This window comes from Pseudomonas sp. AIG (genome assembly GCF_977020205.1).
The window spans coordinates 74,103-91,945 of record NZ_CDROCK010000026.1 but is presented as its reverse complement, the minus strand read 5'-3'; the positions used below and the strand labels follow the sequence as shown (position 1 = coordinate 91,945).

Here is a 17,843-nt window from a genome sequence, read left to right as displayed (position 1 = left end):
GCCCCGCTAGGGGGGCGGGGTTGCTCGAAATGAAAGCTTGTTAACCTCCCGCCGCCACAAGGACGTTCCTTTTCCCTCCGAACAAGCCCCGACATGTTCAGACCTCTCTTCGTATTTATCGGCACGCGTTATACCCGTGCAAAGCGTCGCAATCATTTTGTGTCATTCATTTCCCTGACTTCGATGATCGGGCTCGCCCTTGGCGTGGTCGTGATGATCGTCGTGCTGTCGGTGATGAATGGCTTCGATCATGAGATGCGCACCCGCGTGCTGGGCATGGTGCCCCACGCGACCATTGAATCCACTGAGCCGATCAACGATTGGCAAAGCCTGGCGACCAAGGTCAAGCAGAACCCGCAGGTGACGGCGGTTGCGCCGTTCACCCAGATGCAGGGTCTGCTGACCAATAACGGTCAGGTGTCCAAGGTGTTGCTCAATGCCATTGACCCTGCGCTCGAGCGCAATGTGTCGATCATCGACAACTTCATGAAGCAGGGCAAACTCGACGATTTGACGCCGGGCAGCTTCGGCATCGTCATCGGCGACAAGGCCGCGACCAAGCTGGGCGTGGGCATCGGTGACAAGGTCACCTTTGTTGCGCCGGAGGTCAGCGTGACCCCGGCCGGGATGTTCCCGCGCATGAAGCGCTTCACCGTGGTCGGCATTTTCCATGTCGGCGCCGGTGAGCTCGACGGCTATCTGGGCGTCACCAACCTGCAGGATCTGGCGAAGATGCACCGCTGGAAACCGGATCAGGTGCAGGGCATCCGCCTGAAGTTCGACGATTTGTTCCAGGCGCCACGCGTAGCATGGAACATCGCCCAGCAGCTTGGCGAAGACCATTACTACGCCCGCGACTGGACGCGCACCCACGGCAATCTGTATCAGGCGATCCGCATGGAAAAAGCCATGATCGGCCTGCTGTTGTTGCTGATCGTCGCCGTCGCTGCGTTCAACATCATTTCCACGCTGGTGATGGTGGTCAACGACAAGAAGGGCGACATCGCCATTCTGCGTACGTTGGGCGCGACGCCGGGCACGATCATGCGCACGTTCATGGTGCAAGGCACGGTGATCGGTGTGGTCGGCACGGCGATTGGTGCGGTGCTCGGGATTCTCGCCGCGCTCAACGTCAGCGCCGCGATCTCGGCACTGGAAGGCCTGATCGGCCACAAATTCCTTAATGCTGATGTGTATTTCATTGATTATCTTCCGTCGCAGGTGCAGAGCCAGGATGTCGTCATGGTCTGTGCGGCGGCGTTGGTTCTGAGTTTCCTCGCCACCCTGTATCCCGCCTGGCGTGCCGCGCGCACCCAGCCGGCGGAGGCGCTACGTTATGAGTGAGTCGGGCATGAGTGAACAAGCAATCTTGAGCTGCCGTAACCTGGGCAAATCCTACGAGGAAGGCCCGGAATCGGTAGAAGTGCTGGCCGGCCTGCAACTGGAGTTGCGCCCGGGCGAGCGTGTGGCGATCGTCGGCACCTCGGGTTCGGGCAAAAGTACCTTGCTCAACCTGCTTGGTGGTCTGGATACGCCAACCAAGGGCAGCGTCTGGCTCGACGGCGAAGAGCTGTCGGCACTGAGCGAGAAGAAGCGGGGCCTGCTGCGTAACCGTGCGCTCGGTTTCGTCTACCAGTTCCACCACTTGCTGCCGGAATTCACCGCGCTGGAAAACGTCTGCATGCCGCTGCTGATCGGCAAGACGCCGATCCCGGAAGCGCGTCAGCGCGCTACGGCATTGTTGGAGCGCGTCGGCCTCGGCCATCGTCTGGAGCACAAACCGTCTGAGCTGTCCGGTGGTGAGCGTCAACGTGTGGCCATCGCGCGCGCCCTGGTGAACAAGCCGGGCCTGGTGATGCTCGACGAGCCGACGGGCAACCTCGACTCCCACACCGCCCAGGGCATTCAGGATTTGATGCTGGAACTCAGCACTTCGATGCGCACTGCGTTTCTGGTGGTGACCCACGACATGAACCTGGCTCGCCAGATGGATCGCGTACTGCACCTGCAAGAAGGTCGCCTCACGCCCATCTGATTGGCTGAAACCCGGCGTCTGTAAAGACGTCGGGTCTTTTATTTTTATACGGTGCCCCAGCGAATGTTCAGACCGTTATCGATCTTTATCGGCACGCGCTATACCCGCGCCAAGCGCCGCAATCGCTTTGTTTCGTTCATTTCGATGACCTCGATGATCGGTCTCGCCCTTGGCGTGCTGGCGATGATCGTGGTGTTGTCGGTGATGAACGGCTTCCAGCGCGAAATGAGCTCGCGCATCCTCGGCATGGTGCCGCACGCGACCATCGTTGGCGTTAAGCCGATTGATGACTGGCAGCCGGTTGCTGCCGCCGCAATGAAGAATCCTGAAGTGACTGCCGCCGTGCCGTTCACCGAAATGGAAGGCATGCTCTCCTATAAAGGGTTGATGCAGCCGATCCAGATCAGCGGCGTCGATCCGGCGCAGGAAGGCAAGGTGTCAATTGTTGCCCAGCACATCGTGCAGGGGCGACTCGACGCGTTGAAACCGGGCGAGTTCGGTGTGGTGATTGGTGAAATCACCGCGCGGCGTTTCCGCCTCAATGTCGGCGACAAGATCACCCTGATCGTCCCGGAAGTGAGCACCGCACCGGGTGGCATCACGCCGCGCATGCAGCGACTGAACGTGGTGGGTGTGTTCAAGGTGGGTGCCGAGCTGGACGGCTCGATGGGCCTGATCCACGTCGCTGACGCCGCGACCATGCAGCATTGGGAACCGAATCAGGTGCAGAGCGTGCGTCTGGCGGTGAAAGATCTGTACGCGGCACCGAAAGTCTCCTCGGACATCGCCGCCGGTTTGGGCGCCGAGTTCAAGGCTGACGACTGGACGCACACCCAGGGCAGCCTGTTCAGCGCGATGAAAATGGAAAAAACCATGATCGGTCTGCTGTTGCTGATGATCGTCGCGGTGGCGGCGTTCAACATCATCGCGACCCTGATCATGGTGGTGAACGACAAGGGCGCGGATATCGCGATCCTCCGTACCATCGGCGCCACGCCCCGGCAGATCATGGCGATCTTCATGGTGCAGGGCACGGTGATCGGCATTGTCGGCACGATCATTGGCGGCGTGTTGGGTGTGATCGCCGCGCTGAATGTCAGTCAAATCGTGGGCTGGATCGAGCGAGTCAGCGGGCAGCACATCTTCAGTTCTGATGTGTATTTCGTCAGCAATCTGCCGTCGGAATTGCAGGGCGGGGATGTGCTGTTGATTTGCTCGGCGGGGTTTATTCTGAGCTTTTTGGCGACGGTGTATCCGGCGTGGCGGGCGGCGAAGATCGAACCGGCTCACGCCCTGAGATATTCGTAAACGACTCCATGCTCGTTCCCACGCTCTGCGTGGGAATGCCTCAACGGACGCTCCGCGTTCGGCTCTGGAAGGGACGCGGAGCGTCCCGGGCAGCATTCCCACGCAGAGCGTGGGAACGATCAGGTTCGAGGCAGCTCAATCACAAACCGCGTCCATCCCGCTTCGGATTCGCAACGAATCTGCCCACCATGGGCGCGGATGATCGACTGAGTAATCGCCAACCCCAACCCCGCGTGCTCACTGCTGCCTTCCTGACGCGCCGGATCCGCCCGATAAAACCGGTCGAACAAACGTGGCAGCATCTCAGCTGAAATCCCCTCGCCACTGTTCTCGACTGAAATGCCAACGGCGTTCGTTTGATCAACGATCCGCACGCTCACATAGCCCTCAGTCGGGGTAAAGCGCAGCGCGTTATCCAGCAGATTCGACAGGGCCCGGCGCAACATGCTGCGATCACCCTCGATCCGCGCGTTGCCCTCACGACTTAGTTTGATCCCGGCGTCCTCGGCCAGCGGCGCAAAAAACTCCAGCAACACATCGGCCTCATCCGCCAGTTCCAGCGGTTCACGCTTGGGCATCAGCAAACCGTGATCTGCCTTGGCCAGGTACAACATGTCGTTGACCAGTTGCGCCATCCATTGCAGTTCTTCGAGGTTGCTGTGCAGCGCTTCGCGGTAATCCTCGATCGGTCGGGGGCGGGTGAGGGTGACCTGAGTGTGGGTCAGCAGGTTCGACAGCGGTGTGCGCAGCTCATGGGCAATGTCGGCGGAAAACGCCGAGAGCCGCTGAAACGAGTCGTCGAGGCGTGCGAGCATGGCGTTGAAGCTGTGGGCCATTTCCGCAAGCTCTGGCGGCATTTGCGCCTCCGGCAGTCGGGCGTGGAGCGATTGTGCGGAAATCCCACGGGCGACCGCGCTCATGCGGCGCAACGGACGCAAGCCGCTGCGTGCCGCCCAGGCACCGAGCAAAGCGGTGGCCAGCGCCGAGAGGCCGACCGTCAGCCAGATCAGGTGCTGCATACGTTGCAGGAAGTGTTGGTGATGGGTGATGTCCAGCAGCAAGGTCAATTGCGGCGAATCGGTTTTGTCCGGGTAGAGCGGGGCGTTAAGCACACGGTAATCGGTGCCGTCATTGCTGGTCGTCGACAGGCCAGGTTGTTGCGGCAAATCCTGGGGAATCTGCGTCGAACTGTCGTACCAGCGTTGGCCGTCGCCGCCAGTGATGCGCAGCGACAGATCGGCCTGGCGGCTCAGCTCATCCGCCAGCCGTGCTTCACGTTGAGCGGGTTGAAGATCTTGCAGGGCGCGGCGCAGGCCGATCAACTTGCCGTCCAGTTGTTGCTGGTCAAGTTCGATGAAGTGCGCCTCGCTGGCACGGTTGAACAGCACGCCGGCGAACAGTGAAACCACGGCGGTGCACGCAGCAAACAACAAGGCCAGGCGCGAACTCAGGGACAACCGACGCATCAGGCGCCACGCTCTTCGAGCACGTAACCCATGCCGCGCACGGTGTGGATCAGTTTGTTGGGGAATTCGTCATCGATTTTCAGACGCAAACGGCGGATCGCCACTTCGATGACATTGGTGTCGCTGTCGAAATTCATGTCCCAGACCTGTGAGGCGATCAGCGATTTCGGCAGCACTTCACCTTGGCGACGCAGGAGCATTTCCAACAGCGCGAACTCCTTGGCGGTCAGGTCGATGCGCTGGCCACTGCGCTCGACCCGGCGGCGAATCAGGTCCAGACGCAGGTCGGCCAGTTGCAGGCTGGTTTCCTGTGGCGTGGCGCTGCCACGACGCAACAGGCTGCGCACCCGCGCCAGTAGTTCGGAGAAAGCGAACGGTTTGACGAGGTAGTCGTCGGCGCCGAGTTCGAGGCCGTGAACCCTGTCCTCCACCGCGTCTTTGGCCGTCAGAAAAAGTACCGGCGTATCCAGCCCGGCGCTGCGCACTGCGTGCAAAATCTGCCAGCCGTTGCGGCCCGGTAGCATCACGTCGAGGATCAGCAGCGCGTAGTCACCGCTCAGCGCCAGTTGCTGACCGCTGTTGCCGTCGGCCACCAGTTCCGTATTGAACCCGGCCTCGGTCAGGCCCTGGCGCAGGTATTGGCCGGTTTTCGCTTGGTCTTCGACGATCAACAGTTTCATGGGCGACTCGGGTGTGTTCGGGGGTGTAAAAACGAAAGCTTTATACCGTGAGCGCAGGCGACAAACGCCAACCTGACAAAGTTGTAATCTGCCTGTCAGGTAGATGCCAGCGCAGGGCGGCTAAAGTTTCCCACAGGCTGAACCTTATCTTGTTGGAGTACGACCATGTTTTTGCGTAAATCCGTGACATTGGCCGCCTGTCTGCTGGCGCTGAGTTCGCCGGTATGGGCGACACCCGCGCACACCTACGACTTCGGCCAGCCAGCGCCTGCCGCCAAAGCCACGCGCAGCATTGAAGTGGTGCTGAACGACATGTCGTTCGACCCCAAGGCGATTCAGGTCAAGGCCGGTGAGACGGTTCGTTTTGTGCTGGTGAATAAAGGCCAGTTGTTGCACGAATTCAATCTCGGCGACGCAGCGATGCATGCCAGACACCAGCAGGAAATGTTGCAGATGCAACAAAGCGGCATGCTCACGCCTACCGGCATGAAGGAAATGTCCCACGATATGGCCGGCATGGATCACGCAGCGATGGGCCACGGCATGAAGCATGACGACCCGAACAGTGTGCTGGTCGAGCCGGGTAAGACTGCCGAGCTGACCTGGACCTTCAGCAAGGCGACGAGCCTTGAGTTTGCCTGCAATATTCCCGGGCATTATCAGGCGGGCATGGTCGGCAAACTGACTGTCAGTCAGTAAGCACTCAAAGGCGCGGGCAAAGGCTGGTAGAATCCGCTGATTCTTCAGTCAGGTTTCCGCCATGCATCCCGCAGCCGAACACTCGCCGCTGGGCAAATCCAGCGAATACATCGCCACCTATACGCCGTCCCTGCTGTTCCCGATTCCGCGCACCGCGAAATGGGCCGAGCTGGGCCTGACCGCCGACACCCTGCCGTATAAAGGTGTGGATTTCTGGAATTGCTTCGAGCTGTCGTGGCTGCTGCCGTCGGGCAAGCCGGTGGTGGCGATCGGCGAATTCAGCATTCCGGCGGATTCGCCGAATATCATCGAATCGAAGTCGTTCAAACTGTATTTGAACTCGCTGAACCAGACGGCGTTTGCCGATATCGCCACGTTGGAAGCGACGCTGGTCAAGGATTTGTCGGCCGCCGCAGGCAAACCGGTGGGTGTGCGGGTTCGCAGTCTGAAGGACGTTGAAGCAGAAGGCGTTGTGGCGTTGCCGGGCGTGTGCATCGACGATCTGGATATCAGTGTCAGCAACTATGAGCATCCGCGCCCGGAACTGCTGCGTTGCGATGAATCGCGGATTGTTGAAGAGACGGTGTATAGCCATCTGCTCAAATCCAACTGCCCGGTGACCAGCCAGCCAGACTGGGGCACAGTGGTGGTGGAATATCGTGGCTCGGCGCTGGATCATGCGAGTCTGCTCGAATACATCGTCAGCTTCCGTCAGCACTCGGACTTCCATGAGCAGTGTGTGGAGCGGATTTTCCTTGACCTGCAGCGCTTGTTGAAACCCGAGAAGCTCACGGTGTTTGCACGTTACGTGCGTCGTGGTGGTCTGGATATCAATCCGTATCGCAGCACCGAAAGCGTACAGCTGCCGAATCACCGCCTCGTGCGTCAATAAAGATCAACTGTAGGAGTGAGCCTGCTCGCGATACCGGTGTCTCAGTTGACGATGATGTTAACTGACACACCGGTATCGCGAGCAGGCTCACTCCTACAGGGGATTGCATTGCCAATCTGGAAATGAAAAAGCCCTGCCAGTGATGGCAGGGCTTTTTGCGTTTCGGGGGGGATCAGATCCCCATGCTGCCCAGCGCGTTGACGATATTGCGCAAGGTGCCGGCAATAGCCGGGTGTTCGAGTTCGAAACGATCAACCGCCAGATTGACGCCATCAGCGATGCTGGCGTCTTGCGTGGCAGTTTCAAGTTTGATTTCCGATTCAATCTGCTTCATCAGCGCGTGCAAATCTTCCCGTTCAGCTTCCGACAGTGGCGGATTCTGCTCCAGCTGCTCGCGCAGGGTATCGAGCTGTTTTTGCAGTTCTTGGGCGGGCATGGTGTTTTCCTTTTATCAATAGGCACTGGCATTGACCGCAGCCGCGCGCCAAAGGTCTATGGCTGACCTTTAGATTAATCCACTCCCGGCAAACCTGCATGATCCCGATCAGGGCTTTTCGCCTTTGAGCCGGCGCAGGCTGATGTCGGCGAGACAGGTGTCGAGCTCGCCCAAGTGATCGATGACCGAATGCACGCCGAGGCCAAATAGCTGCATCGTCGCCTTGCCACGCAGTTGTTCGCGTTCTTTCTGGCTCAGCGCTTGCCATTCTCCCGGCGCCAGACCGCACAGCGAGCCGCAGGAGGCGAGGCCGATGGTCCACAGTCCGGCATTCAGGCCGGCCTGTAGCAGGCGCGGTTCGCCACTGACCAGCACGCAGCCGTCCAGACTGGCGACGTTCAAGTCCATCAAGGCTTGCCAGCAGGCATTTGGCGCAGGCCACGGATTGAGTGTTGCCGAATGTTGCGCAGGTTTGATCGACGCCGGCAGTGAGGCCGACAACGATTGGGCTAGGGCATGGGGCAGTTCATCCAGCCAGGCGCAGGGAATCTGCTGGCGCTGCAAGCTGTGCAGGCTGTCGAGTGCGCCCGGTGTGGCCTCGGCGTGCTCGGGCAGGGCGATCGTCTGTTGATTGGCACGAGCACCGAAATCCACCAGACAACCGCTGAGACCAAACAGTACTGCGGTCAGTCTGGGCGCGGCGACGGGCAAGGTTTCGGCGTGAGTCATGGCAGCGTCCCTGAAATAACCATCAGACTAGGGCAGGTCAGTGACAGTAGGATGACAGCTGTGTGAAGGGCGGCTCGAGAAGCGTCCTACAGACAGCTTCATTGCGCGGACTGTCCAAACGGCCTTTTGCGCTTATACTAGCGGCCTGAACACCCGGACCCAGATGTCCGCGACAGTACAAATCCAAGGAGTTTTTCTATGCGCTGGAGCAATCCGCTCGCTCAGCTTTGTGTATGTGCCGGCCTGTTGCTGGCTCCGTTCGCCACTCAGGCGGCAACGGAAGAAGACCCTTGGGAAAGCGTTAACCGTCCAATCTTCCAGTTTAACGACTTTGTTGACACCTACGCGCTGAAGCCACTGGCGCAGGGTTACGAGTTCGTGACTCCGCAGTTCCTCGAAGACGGCATTCACAACATGTTCCGCAACGTCGGTGATGTCACCAACCTTGCCAACAACATCCTGCAGGCCAAACCGGCCGCTGCTGGTGTTGACACTGCGCGTCTGATCTTCAACACCACGTTTGGTCTGCTCGGCTTCTTTGATGTCGGCACCAAGATGGGCCTGAATCGCAGCGACGAAGACTTCGGTCAGACCCTCGGTTACTGGGGCGTCGGCAGCGGTCCTTATGTGATGCTGCCGCTGATGGGCCCAAGCACGCTGCGTGATGCACCTTCGAAATACGTCGACAGCTACACCGGCATGTATCGCTACATCAACGATGTGCCGGTGCGTAACTCGATCTTTGGTCTGAATATCGTCGACACCCGCGCCAGCCTGCTGTCGAGTGAGAAGCTGATCAGCGGCGACAAGTACACCTTCATCCGCAATGCCTACTTGCAGAACCGCGAGTTCAAAGTGAAGGACGGCCAGGTCGAAGACGATTTTTAATCGCGACCGGTAAAAAGGAAGGCGACCTCAGGGTCGCCTTTTTTGTGTGTAGCTATTTCATCTTCAGAATGGTCAGACCGAGTTTCTGGCCGCCGCCATCCTGTGCTCGAATCCAGACCACTTCGGTCTCGGCCTCAAGGCCGCTGAGTGCGGCGTGATCGGAGTCGATGCGTACGCTCAAACGGTCGCCAACCGCGAACTGGCGCGGCGCTTCGACCTGCATGCCGCTGCTGGAGAGGTCGATGCACACCCCTGAAACCTCATCTCCTTCATGAATCAACACGACATCGGCATCGACCCGCATGCGGATGAAATCGCGCTTTTCGCTGTAGTCCCGACCGGTTTGACTCATAGGTTCGTCCTTCCATTGGGTTACGGTTTGAGCTGTTCTTATAACTCTCGGTGATTTGACAAGTAAAGTCGTCAAGCGACCATCGGCGCATGCTTGAAACGCTCTGCGGATGGGAGTACCGTCTGCGCCTTAGAAGGGCACCTCTGGTGCAACCGCGTTTGCAGCCAATGCTCGAAAGCGGTGCAGCAGAGAGGCTAGAAAGCGAATCCAGTAGTCTGCGCAGGGCCAAATGCCCCGCCAACTACGCCAACCTAATTCTGGCGCCGTTTGCCCACATGCCAAAAACCAGTGCCACGCTGCTGATAATCGATGATGACGAAGTAGTGCGCGCGAGCCTCGCGGCCTACTTGGAAGACAGTGGTTTCAGCGTCCTGCAGGCCAGCAACGGCCAACAGGGTCTTCAGGTATTCGAGCAAGACACGCCCGACTTGGTCATCTGCGATCTGCGCATGCCGCAGATGGGCGGTCTCGAACTGATCCGTCAGGTCACCGAGCGGTCACCGCAAACGCCGGTGATCGTGGTGTCGGGTGCCGGCGTGATGAACGACGCGGTCGAGGCCCTGCGCCTGGGCGCAGCCGATTACCTGATCAAGCCTCTCGAAGATCTGGCTGTGCTCGAGCACTCTGTGCGCCGGGCCCTGGATCGTGCGCGCCTGCTGCTGGAAAACCAGCGCTACCGCGAGAAGCTGGAAAAGGCCAACCGCGAGCTTGAGGCCAGCCTGAACCTGCTCCAGGAGGACCAGAACGCCGGTCGCCAGGTGCAGATGAACATGCTGCCGGAAAGCCCGTGGAGCATCGACGAGTTCAAGTTCGCTCACCAGATCATCCCGTCGTTGTATCTGTCGGGTGATTTTGTCGACTATTTCCGTGTCGACGAGCGCCGCGTCGCGTTTTACCTGGCGGATGTCTCCGGTCATGGCGCCTCTTCAGCCTTCGTCACCGTGCTGCTGAAGTTCATGACCACGCGCTTGCTGTTCGAATCCAAGCGCAACGGCACCTTGCCGGAATTCAAGCCTTCGGAAGTCCTTGGTCATATCAACCGGGGGCTGATCAGTTGTAAGCTGGGTAAACACGTCACAATGGTCGGTGGAGTCATCGACGAGGAGACCGGTTTGTTGACCTATAGCATCGGCGGCCATCTGCCGTTGCCTGTGTTGTACACGCCTGACAGTGTTCGTTATCTCGAAGGGCGTGGTCTGCCGGTGGGGCTCTTCAATGAAGCCACCTACGAAGACCACGTGCTTGAGCTGCCGCCGACGTTCAGCCTGACGCTGATGTCGGATGGCATTCTGGATCTTTTGCCAGAACCTACGCTCAAAGAAAAAGAAGCCGCTTTGCCTCAACGGGTGAAGTCGGCGGGCGGCAGCCTGGATGGTCTGCGGCAAGTGTTTGGATTGGCCACGCTAGGGGAGATGCCGGATGATATCGCCCTGTTGGTGTTGAGCAGGAATCTTTAATGAGTACCGGTAGAATCCAGTTCGCCGAGCAGGACGGCACCTTCGTCCTGAAGTTCGTCGGTGAAGTTCGCCTGACCCTGTGTTCGGCGTTGGATGCGACTATTGAGAAAATCTTCACCGCGCTGAATTTCAACGCGATCGTGATCGATTTGACCGAAACCCGCAGCATCGACAGCACGACATTGGGCCTGCTGGCCAAACTGTCGATCCTGTCGCGGCAGAAGGTCGGCCTGCTGCCGACCGTCGTCACCACCCACGAAGACATCACCCGTCTGCTGCAGTCGATGGGTTTCGAGCAGGTGTTCAACATCGTCAACCACCCGGTGCCGTGCCCGGAGTGCCTGGACGACCTTCCGGATCAGGACCAGTCGGAAGAAGTGGTGCGGATCAAGGTGCTCGAAGCGCACAAGATCCTCATGGGCCTCAACGATTCCAATCGTGAAGCGTTTCATGACCTGGTCAATGCTCTCGAGCGGCATTGATCTCATGAAGTGATGTTGTCTGGGCTGGCCCCTTCGCGAGCAAGCTCGCTCCCACACTGGATCAGCGTCGTTCACAAATCCCCTTGTGGGAGCGAGCTTGCTCGCGAAAGCGGTCGCAAGAACACTAGAATTATCCAGCAGCCATAAAAAAGGGCGAATCCACCAGGATTCGCCCTTTTTCATTTCACCCACTCAAATCACAGCTTGGCCTGCAACAGCGCCTCAAGCTTCTCCTGGTCGCGGGCAAACTGACGAATGCCTTCAGCCAGTTTCTCAGTGGCCATCGCGTCTTCGTTGGACAACCAGCGGAACTGCGCCTCGTTGAGGCTCAGACGGGCTTCACCGGCGTTGCCCGGTGCCAGTTTGCGCTCCAGCTTGCCGGTGTCGGCCGCCAGCTTGTCGATCAGGTCCGGGCTGATGGTCAGGCGGTCGCAGCCGGCCAGTTGCTCGATCTGATTGAGGTTACGGAAGCTCGCGCCCATGACCACGGTTTTGTAGTCATTGGCCTTGTAGTAGTTGTAGATGCGGGTGACCGACTGTACGCCCGGATCATCGGCGCCGGTGTAGTCGTTGCCGTTGGCCTTCTTGTACCAGTCGTAGATGCGGCCCACGAATGGCGAAATCAGGAACACCCCGGCGTCGGCACAAGCCGCTGCCTGAGCGAAGGAGAACAGCAGGGTCAGGTTGGTCTGGATGCCTTCCTTCTCCAGCACTTCGGCGGCACGGATGCCTTCCCAGGTTGAGGCTATCTTGATTAGTACGCGATCACGGCCAATGCCGGCCTTGTCGTACAGCTCGATCAAGCGATGCGCGCGTTTCAGTACGGCATCTTTATCAAACGACAGGCGTGCATCCACTTCGGTGGAGATACGGCCCGGGATCACTTTGAGAATTTCCTGACCCACCGCAACGCCGAAGCGATCGCTGGCCAGGCCGACATCGCCTTTGCAGTCGCTGACGCAAGCGTTCAGCAGTTCGGCATAAGCGGGAATGGCCGCCGCTTTGAGCAGCAGGGAAGGGTTGGTGGTGGCGTCGACCGGTTTGACTCGGGCGATCGCTTCGAAGTCGCCGGTGTCGGCAACCACGGTGGTGAATTGTTTGAGTTGTTCCAGCTTGGAAGTCATGGGCGTGCTCTGTCCTATGGGTCTGATGACATTACCCGAGCGCTGACGGCCACTCAAGGGTAGGTGCGTGTATCGATGGCCCCTGCGGCAACATCCTGAAAACGATTGTTTGAAAGGCGGGGCGCGGTATCGATGAATACGATGCCAAAACGGCCAACAGGTTCAAAGCAACCGACCTGCGTACAGATCGGTTGCGCACGGACTATTCGGCGGTCAACAGGGCTTCGACCGACATTCGCGCCGGTTTCGGCTGGCCGTCGGAGGTCAGCAGACCGAAGTTTTTCTCGCGATCATTGCTACCCGAATCACTGTTCTTCCATTCATAGATGGAGGTCAGCGGGATCTTGAGTTTTTTAACATCGCCAATGAATGCGTCGATCTTGCTCGCTTGCCCTTCGGCGCCGCCGTTCGACGCGAGTGCCGAGATCCCCCATTCACTGATGACCCCCGGCAGATGGAAGTTCTGCTGAATGAAGGTTTGTGCATTGCTGATCTGCGTGGCGGACATGCCATACGGGTGATAGGACACGGCACTCAGGCATTTGGGGTATTCGCTGACGATGCGATTCAGCGCCACAGTTGCAGCCGAGCCTGCGCTGGGTGGCCGGGCGAAGCCGTAGCCAATCACCGGCGTCGATGGCGGTTGCTCCTGCAGCGCCTTGCACACGCCGCTCATGAACGGCACAAACGTGGTGTCGAAATTGCGCGTCGGCCAATAGGTTTCCAGGTCCGGTTCATTCCATAACTCGATCGCCACCAGTTGCTTGCCGTACGACTGTTGCAGCCCTGTCACGGCGTTGCCGAAGCCTTCACCGGCAGTGGTCAGCTCGGCGCTCGATGTGGCGGGCAACGCCTTGATCGCTCGGACCGTCAGCAACACCGGCAGGCCCGCAGACTGGGACGCCGCAAAGGCATCGCTGACCTGTTTCTGATAAGCCTTGGCCGTCAGGCTGTCGCTCCACACGCCGAAGCGGACAAAGCCGAAGCCTGCCGATTTGATCTGCGCGGCGTCGGCGGCGGAAAAGTTCTGAATCTTCACCTGAACGCCGATGTTCTTCGCCGGAAGGTTGGGAAATGTTTCGCTGGCGTGCACCTGAGTCGTTGCCCCCAGCGCCATCAGCGCCAATGCACCGAATCGTTTGAGATGTGTTGTTTTCATGTCTGCTCTCCCGAAGAGAAGTGACAACTACGAATATTGATCTCGTTACTCAGTTTTCGAGTGAGGTGATGGCACTTAGTGCGCGAATGTTATTTTTTGTCGGAAAACAATCAAGCGAAAATCACAGTTATTTTTAGTCCGCTAATTGTGGTTGGGGGGCTTTTAAACGCTGTGGTACTTAATGCTTCGGTATTAACAGGGCGAATCTATTTCCGCGTGAAAAAAGATCTTGAGGGTTCAATTGCTCTCGGGATGTTGGCCGTTTGACATTACACAGGAAAGTAAAACCTTGTTCAGAAAGATCCTTGTCGTTTGCGTGGGCAATATATGCCGTAGTCCGACGGCAGAACTGATGCTGCGCAACGCGCTGGCCCCCTCAGCGATCACCGTCTCCTCCGCTGGCCTGTCGGCGCGGGTGGGCGAGGGCGTCGAAGCCTCTGCCCGGCAAGTGCTGGAAGACCATGGCCATAACGCCGAAGGCTTCAAGGCACGGCAATTGACCGCGGACATCGTCAATGACTCAGACCTGATTCTGGTCATGGAAAAACAGCATGTTAATCAAGTATTGAAGATTGCCTCTCATGCGCGGGGCAAAGTGTTTCTGCTCGGCAAGTGGCAAAGCGAGCGCGAAATACAAGATCCGTATCGTCAAGGCAAGGCCGCTTTTATTCATGCCCATGCATTGATTGAAGATGCTGTCAGCTCATGGGCTCAACGCCTCGCGCGTTGATGAATATTCTTCAGATCAATGAATGGTAAGAACAGACTTATGCAGTTACCGTCCGTCATCGGCACCCGCGACAATGATCAAGACAGTATTGATCTTCTCGGCATATTCGGCAGTTTGATCGACCAGAAATGGTTGATCGGCGCGCTCACCGGCGCCTTCATGGTCACCGGCGTGGCCTACGCAGTGTTGGCCACGCCCGTGTACCTGGCCAATGCGCTGGTGCAGGTCGAACCGAAAAAGAACGACATGCTTGGTTTCTCCGACCTCAACAGCATGCTCGGTGGGCAATCGCCGTCGGTGACCGAAATCGGCATCATCAAATCCCGCGCAGTGATCGGCAAAACCGTCGACGACCTGCGCCTGGACATCGACGTTACCCCGAACACCTTCCCGATGATTGGCGGCTTTCTCGCCCGGCGTTATCGCGGCGAGACCGAAACCAGCGTCGCCGCGCCGCGTTTCGGCTTGAACAGTTACGCCTGGGGCGGCGAGCGCCTGGAGTTTGCCCGGCTCAATCTGCCGAAAGAACTGCTGGGCAAGAAACTCACCCTGATCGCCGGCGAACAGAAGCACTTCCAGTTACTCGATGACAACGACAACCTGTTGGCCGAAGGCGTCGCCGGCGAAGCGTTCGCGCAGGATGGCGTAGAAGGGCAAATCAGCCAGTTGCTGGCCAACCCGGGCACGCGTTTCGAAGTGGTGCGCAACCCACGGATCGTGACCATTCAGGGTTACCAGGACGCGCTGGATATCTCCGAGCAGGGCAAGGAGTCGGGGATTATCAAACTGGCGCTGGCCAGCAGCGACGCCGCTGAAGCGGTGAAGATTCTCAACAAGATCGCCGCGCTTTATGTCGATCAGAACGTGCGCCGCACCTCGGCGGAAGCGGCGCAAAGTCTGGCCTTTCTGCAAAGCCAGTTGCCGCAGGTCAAACGTGATCTGGCCAAGGCCAGCGATGCGCTGAACGCCTACCAGACCCACGGCAAGACCGTGAACATCTCGCTGGAAACCCAGTCGGTGCTCGGTCAGTCGGTGGCGCTGGAAACGCGGATCTCCGAGCTGAAAATGCAGCAGGCGGAGATGGACCGCAAGTTCACCAAACAGCACCCGGCCTATCGCGCGTTGATGAGCCAGATCGGTGAACTGACCCAGCAACAGAAGTCGCTGGAAGGCAAGGTCGGCGATCTGCCCGCGACACAACAGGAATTGCTCAACCTGACCCGCGATGTCGAAGTGGCCTCGCAGATCTACACGCAGTTGCTGAATAAATCCCAGGAGCTGGACATCGTTCGCGCCGGTGCCGTGGGTAACGTGCGTCTGGTCGACGCGGCGGATGTCGACCTGACCAGCCCGGTCAAACCGAAAAAAGCCCTGATCGTGATCATCGCCACCTTCCTCGGTGCCTTCGTGGGTGTGGCGCTGGTGCTGCTGCGCAAATCCCTGAGCCGTGGTCTGGAAGGCCCGGAAGCCATCGAGCAACTCGGTTTGCCGGTGTACGCATCGATCCCGTACAGCGCCTTGCAGGAGGAAGAAGACAGCAAGAAAGGTCGCGCCCGCGACGGCGTCGACAAACCGGCGTACCTGTTAGCGCTGCGTAACCCGACCGATCTTTCCATCGAATCGATTCGCAGCCTGCGCACTTGTCTGCACTTCGCCGGGCTCGATTCGACCAACAACCGCATCATGATTTCCGGGCCGAGCCCGCAGGTCGGCAAGACCTTCGTCTCGTCCAACCTCGCCGCGGTCATGGCGTTGAGCGGTCAGCGTGTGGTGCTGATCGATGCCGACATGCGCAAAGGGCATCTGCACAAAACCCTCAACACACCGATCACCAACGGCTTGTCCGACTTGCTGGTCAAGCGCTGCAGCATCGATCAGGCGATCAACAAAGTCGAAGTCGACAACCTGCATTTCATCAGCCGTGGCCAGGTGCCGCCGAATCCGTCCGAGCTGCTGATGCACGCCAACTTCCGCGAATTGCTCGCCGAGCTGAGCGAGCGCTATGACCTGGTGATCATCGATACGCCGCCACTGCTGGCGGTGACCGATGCGGCCATCGTTGGCCGTGAAGCCGGGATCAGCCTGATCGTCACGCGCTTCGGGGTGAACCCGGCCAAAGAGATCGAACTGACCATTCGCCGCTTCGCGCAGAACGGCATCGAGCTCAAAGGCGCGGTGTTCAACGGCGTCGAGAAGCGTGCCGCCAGCTACTACGGCAACGGCGGCTATGGCTATTACAACTACGAATACGCGTCCGACAAATCCTGACTGTCAGCGACTGTTTTTTCCTCTTTGAAGTGGGTGATTTGTGAAAAAAATACTGCACGTGGCAGAGACGATCAAAGGTGGCGTCGCGACGGTGATCCGCACGATTTCGGCTTCGCCTGAAGACGATGCGGCGAACTACGAGCTGGTGTACCTGGTCCCGGAGGATCAGGCCAAAGAGTTGCACGGCATCGGCGCGCAGCAGATCCGCACCTTCCCGCGTACCGGGCGCAATGTACCGTCGTTGCTGCGTTTTGCCTGGCGCCTGACTCAGGTGATGCTCAAGGAAAAACCCGATGTGGTGCATTTGCACAGCACTTTTTCCGGGGTCATCGGCCGTTGCGTGTGTGTGCTGCTGCGACCGTGGCGCAAGCCGAAAATCGTCTACTGCCCGCACGCGTTTTCGTTCTTGATGGAAAGCTCGCCGACCAAGCAGAAAGTCTATGCGTGGATCGAGCGGGTGTTGCAGAAGGTCACTGACGTGATCATTTGCGTCAGCCAGTACGAACTCGACAAAGCTGCGCGCTTCGGCATCGAGCGCAAGCGCATGACGCTGATCTACAACGGCATTCACCGCAAGGAAGACGCGCCGAAAGCGGCGAGTCCCGAGCCGATTCATCTGCTCTTCGTCGGTCGCCTCGATTATCAGAAAGGCTTCGACGTGCTGCTCAAAGCCTTCGCCAACGTGCAGCGCAAAGACTTGAAGCTGACTGTGGTCGGCAGCGCGGTGAACGAGGACGCGGTGGAGTGCCCACCGATGGACTCTGTTGAATACCTGCCATGGGTCACGCCGAGCGAAGTGCAGGCGCTGTACCAGAAAGCCGATGCGCTGATCGTGCCAAGTCGCTGGGAAGGTTTCGCCATGGTGCCGCTGGAAGGCATGGCCATGGGCTTGCCGGTGATTGCCAGCAACTGCACGTCGCTGCCTGAACTGGTCACCAATGAAGTCTCCGGTTATGTCTTCCCGTCCGGTGATCACCAGGCATTGGCCGACGTGCTGACGATCATCCAGAAGCCACGCCTGCTCGACCTCGGCAACCAAGGTCGGAGCATCGTCCGCGAGCGTTTCAGCGCCGCGTTGATGATTCGTCAGACCTACGACCTGTATCGCGCTCCCACTTTTTAAGTAGAACTCAAGCAT

18 protein-coding genes are annotated in these 17,843 nt (G+C 58.8%); 11 read left to right on the top strand and 7 right to left on the bottom strand.

The features are described from left to right. Window positions 1–93 precede the first annotated feature (93 nt). From ACWR1S_RS16365 to ACWR1S_RS16355, 3 genes are all read left to right on the top strand, one after another. Window positions 94–1,344, top strand: a complete 1,251-nt coding sequence (locus tag ACWR1S_RS16365) for a lipoprotein-releasing ABC transporter permease subunit (protein WP_150730818.1) — start codon at window positions 94–96, stop codon at window positions 1,342–1,344. Next, a complete protein-coding gene (gene lolD, locus ACWR1S_RS16360; RefSeq protein WP_454564234.1) occupies window positions 1,337–2,035 on the top strand; it encodes a lipoprotein-releasing ABC transporter ATP-binding protein LolD in 699 nt (232 codons plus the stop codon). The genes ACWR1S_RS16365 and lolD overlap by 8 nt, the downstream gene beginning before the upstream one ends. Window positions 2,036–2,098: 63 nt before the next feature. Then, window positions 2,099–3,343 carry a lipoprotein-releasing ABC transporter permease subunit gene (locus ACWR1S_RS16355; RefSeq protein WP_102902248.1) on the top strand — a complete coding sequence of 415 codons (1,245 nt, stop codon included), beginning with the start codon at window positions 2,099–2,101 and terminating at the stop codon, window positions 3,341–3,343. A gap of 119 nt (window positions 3,344–3,462) precedes the next feature. Here the strand turns inward: ACWR1S_RS16355 and ACWR1S_RS16350 are convergent, their stop codons facing one another. Both ACWR1S_RS16350 and ACWR1S_RS16345 read right to left on the bottom strand, forming a co-directional pair. Beyond that, on the bottom strand, window positions 3,463–4,809 hold the full coding sequence (locus ACWR1S_RS16350) for a heavy metal sensor histidine kinase (RefSeq protein WP_454564233.1): 1,347 nt from the start codon (window positions 4,807–4,809) through the stop codon (window positions 3,463–3,465). Then, window positions 4,809–5,489: a heavy metal response regulator transcription factor gene (locus tag ACWR1S_RS16345; RefSeq protein WP_454564232.1), complete on the bottom strand. Its 681-nt coding sequence runs from the start codon at window positions 5,487–5,489 to the stop codon at window positions 4,809–4,811. Before ACWR1S_RS16345 ends, ACWR1S_RS16350 begins: the two co-directional genes overlap by 1 nt. A gap of 165 nt (window positions 5,490–5,654) precedes the next feature. On the opposite strand from ACWR1S_RS16345, the gene copI reads away from it, so the two are divergent. Both copI and queF read left to right on the top strand, forming a co-directional pair. Next, entirely contained in the window at window positions 5,655–6,188 is a 534-nt protein-coding gene (gene copI / locus ACWR1S_RS16340; RefSeq protein ID WP_454564231.1) for a copper-resistant cuproprotein CopI, read from the top strand. A gap of 61 nt (window positions 6,189–6,249) precedes the next feature. Further along, entirely contained in the window at window positions 6,250–7,080 is an 831-nt protein-coding gene (queF, locus tag ACWR1S_RS16335; protein WP_077573824.1) for an NADPH-dependent 7-cyano-7-deazaguanine reductase QueF, read from the top strand. 172 nt (window positions 7,081–7,252) lie between these two features. Here queF and ACWR1S_RS16330 read toward each other — a convergent pair whose 3' ends face one another. Next, window positions 7,253–7,516: a DUF4404 family protein gene (locus ACWR1S_RS16330; RefSeq protein ID WP_454564230.1), complete on the bottom strand. Its 264-nt coding sequence runs from the start codon at window positions 7,514–7,516 to the stop codon at window positions 7,253–7,255. A gap of 108 nt (window positions 7,517–7,624) precedes the next feature. Next, window positions 7,625–8,245 carry an HAD family phosphatase gene (locus ACWR1S_RS16325; protein WP_454564229.1) on the bottom strand — a complete coding sequence of 207 codons (621 nt, stop codon included), beginning with the start codon at window positions 8,243–8,245 and terminating at the stop codon, window positions 7,625–7,627. 198 nt (window positions 8,246–8,443) lie between these two features. On the opposite strand from ACWR1S_RS16325, the gene ACWR1S_RS16320 reads away from it, so the two are divergent. Beyond that, entirely contained in the window at window positions 8,444–9,133 is a 690-nt protein-coding gene (locus ACWR1S_RS16320; protein ID WP_454564228.1) for an MlaA family lipoprotein, read from the top strand. A gap of 52 nt (window positions 9,134–9,185) precedes the next feature. On the opposite strand, the gene ACWR1S_RS16315 is transcribed toward ACWR1S_RS16320, so the two are convergent. After that, window positions 9,186–9,485, bottom strand: a complete 300-nt coding sequence (locus ACWR1S_RS16315; RefSeq protein WP_454564227.1) for a PilZ domain-containing protein — start codon at window positions 9,483–9,485, stop codon at window positions 9,186–9,188. Window positions 9,486–9,760: 275 nt separating this feature from the next. On the opposite strand from ACWR1S_RS16315, the gene rssB reads away from it, so the two are divergent. Further along, on the top strand, window positions 9,761–10,942 hold the full coding sequence (gene rssB, locus ACWR1S_RS16310; protein ID WP_016986724.1) for a two-component system response regulator RssB: 1,182 nt from the start codon (window positions 9,761–9,763) through the stop codon (window positions 10,940–10,942). Then, the gene (gene rssC, locus ACWR1S_RS16305; protein WP_003226553.1) at window positions 10,942–11,424 is read left to right on the top strand and encodes an anti-sigma factor antagonist RssC; all 483 of its coding nucleotides are present in this window, start codon (window positions 10,942–10,944) and stop codon (window positions 11,422–11,424) included. The genes rssB and rssC overlap by 1 nt, the downstream gene beginning before the upstream one ends. 197 nt (window positions 11,425–11,621) lie before the next feature. On the opposite strand, the gene tal is transcribed toward rssC, so the two are convergent. Both tal and ACWR1S_RS16295 read right to left on the bottom strand, forming a co-directional pair. Further along, window positions 11,622–12,548, bottom strand: a complete 927-nt coding sequence (gene tal, locus ACWR1S_RS16300) for a transaldolase (RefSeq protein WP_016986723.1) — start codon at window positions 12,546–12,548, stop codon at window positions 11,622–11,624. Window positions 12,549–12,750: 202 nt separating this feature from the next. Continuing rightward, window positions 12,751–13,707 (bottom strand): glycosyl hydrolase family 5, encoded by a 957-nt coding sequence (locus ACWR1S_RS16295; protein ID WP_454564226.1) that lies wholly within the window; start codon window positions 13,705–13,707, stop codon window positions 12,751–12,753. 289 nt (window positions 13,708–13,996) lie between these two features. Between ACWR1S_RS16295 and ACWR1S_RS16290 the strand changes: the two genes are divergently transcribed. The 3 genes from ACWR1S_RS16290 to ACWR1S_RS16280 are packed head-to-tail and all read left to right on the top strand — an operon-like array spanning window position 13,997 to window position 17,828. Further along, the gene (locus tag ACWR1S_RS16290) at window positions 13,997–14,437 is read left to right on the top strand and encodes a low molecular weight protein-tyrosine-phosphatase (RefSeq protein ID WP_454564225.1); all 441 of its coding nucleotides are present in this window, start codon (window positions 13,997–13,999) and stop codon (window positions 14,435–14,437) included. Between the two features lie 39 nt (window positions 14,438–14,476). Further along, the gene (locus ACWR1S_RS16285) at window positions 14,477–16,705 is read left to right on the top strand and encodes a polysaccharide biosynthesis tyrosine autokinase (protein ID WP_454564224.1); all 2,229 of its coding nucleotides are present in this window, start codon (window positions 14,477–14,479) and stop codon (window positions 16,703–16,705) included. 40 nt (window positions 16,706–16,745) lie between these two features. After that, window positions 16,746–17,828 (top strand): glycosyltransferase family 4 protein, encoded by a 1,083-nt coding sequence (locus tag ACWR1S_RS16280; protein WP_454564223.1) that lies wholly within the window; start codon window positions 16,746–16,748, stop codon window positions 17,826–17,828. Window positions 17,829–17,843: the final 15 nt, after the last annotated feature.

Excerpts from the sequence above, each read along its gene's own strand:
- ACWR1S_RS16365 (WP_150730818.1), top strand. The coding sequence starts at position 94 with ATGTTCAGACCTCTCTTCGTATTTATCGGCACGCGTTATACCCGTGCA.
- lolD (WP_454564234.1), top strand. The coding sequence starts at position 1,337 with ATGAGTGAGTCGGGCATGAGTGAACAAGCAATCTTGAGCTGCCGTAAC.
- ACWR1S_RS16355 (WP_102902248.1), top strand. The coding sequence starts at position 2,099 with ATGTTCAGACCGTTATCGATCTTTATCGGCACGCGCTATACCCGCGCC.
- ACWR1S_RS16350 (WP_454564233.1), bottom strand. The coding sequence starts at position 4,809 with ATGCGTCGGTTGTCCCTGAGTTCGCGCCTGGCCTTGTTGTTTGCTGCG.
- ACWR1S_RS16345 (WP_454564232.1), bottom strand. The coding sequence starts at position 5,489 with ATGAAACTGTTGATCGTCGAAGACCAAGCGAAAACCGGCCAATACCTG.
- copI (WP_454564231.1), top strand. The coding sequence starts at position 5,655 with ATGTTTTTGCGTAAATCCGTGACATTGGCCGCCTGTCTGCTGGCGCTG.
- queF (WP_077573824.1), top strand. The coding sequence starts at position 6,250 with ATGCATCCCGCAGCCGAACACTCGCCGCTGGGCAAATCCAGCGAATAC.
- ACWR1S_RS16330 (WP_454564230.1), bottom strand. The coding sequence starts at position 7,516 with ATGCCCGCCCAAGAACTGCAAAAACAGCTCGATACCCTGCGCGAGCAG.
- ACWR1S_RS16325 (WP_454564229.1), bottom strand. The coding sequence starts at position 8,245 with ATGACTCACGCCGAAACCTTGCCCGTCGCCGCGCCCAGACTGACCGCA.
- ACWR1S_RS16320 (WP_454564228.1), top strand. The coding sequence starts at position 8,444 with ATGCGCTGGAGCAATCCGCTCGCTCAGCTTTGTGTATGTGCCGGCCTG.
- ACWR1S_RS16315 (WP_454564227.1), bottom strand. The coding sequence starts at position 9,485 with ATGAGTCAAACCGGTCGGGACTACAGCGAAAAGCGCGATTTCATCCGC.
- rssB (WP_016986724.1), top strand. The coding sequence starts at position 9,761 with ATGCCAAAAACCAGTGCCACGCTGCTGATAATCGATGATGACGAAGTA.
- rssC (WP_003226553.1), top strand. The coding sequence starts at position 10,942 with ATGAGTACCGGTAGAATCCAGTTCGCCGAGCAGGACGGCACCTTCGTC.
- tal (WP_016986723.1), bottom strand. The coding sequence starts at position 12,548 with ATGACTTCCAAGCTGGAACAACTCAAACAATTCACCACCGTGGTTGCC.
- ACWR1S_RS16295 (WP_454564226.1), bottom strand. The coding sequence starts at position 13,707 with ATGAAAACAACACATCTCAAACGATTCGGTGCATTGGCGCTGATGGCG.
- ACWR1S_RS16285 (WP_454564224.1), top strand. The coding sequence starts at position 14,477 with ATGCAGTTACCGTCCGTCATCGGCACCCGCGACAATGATCAAGACAGT.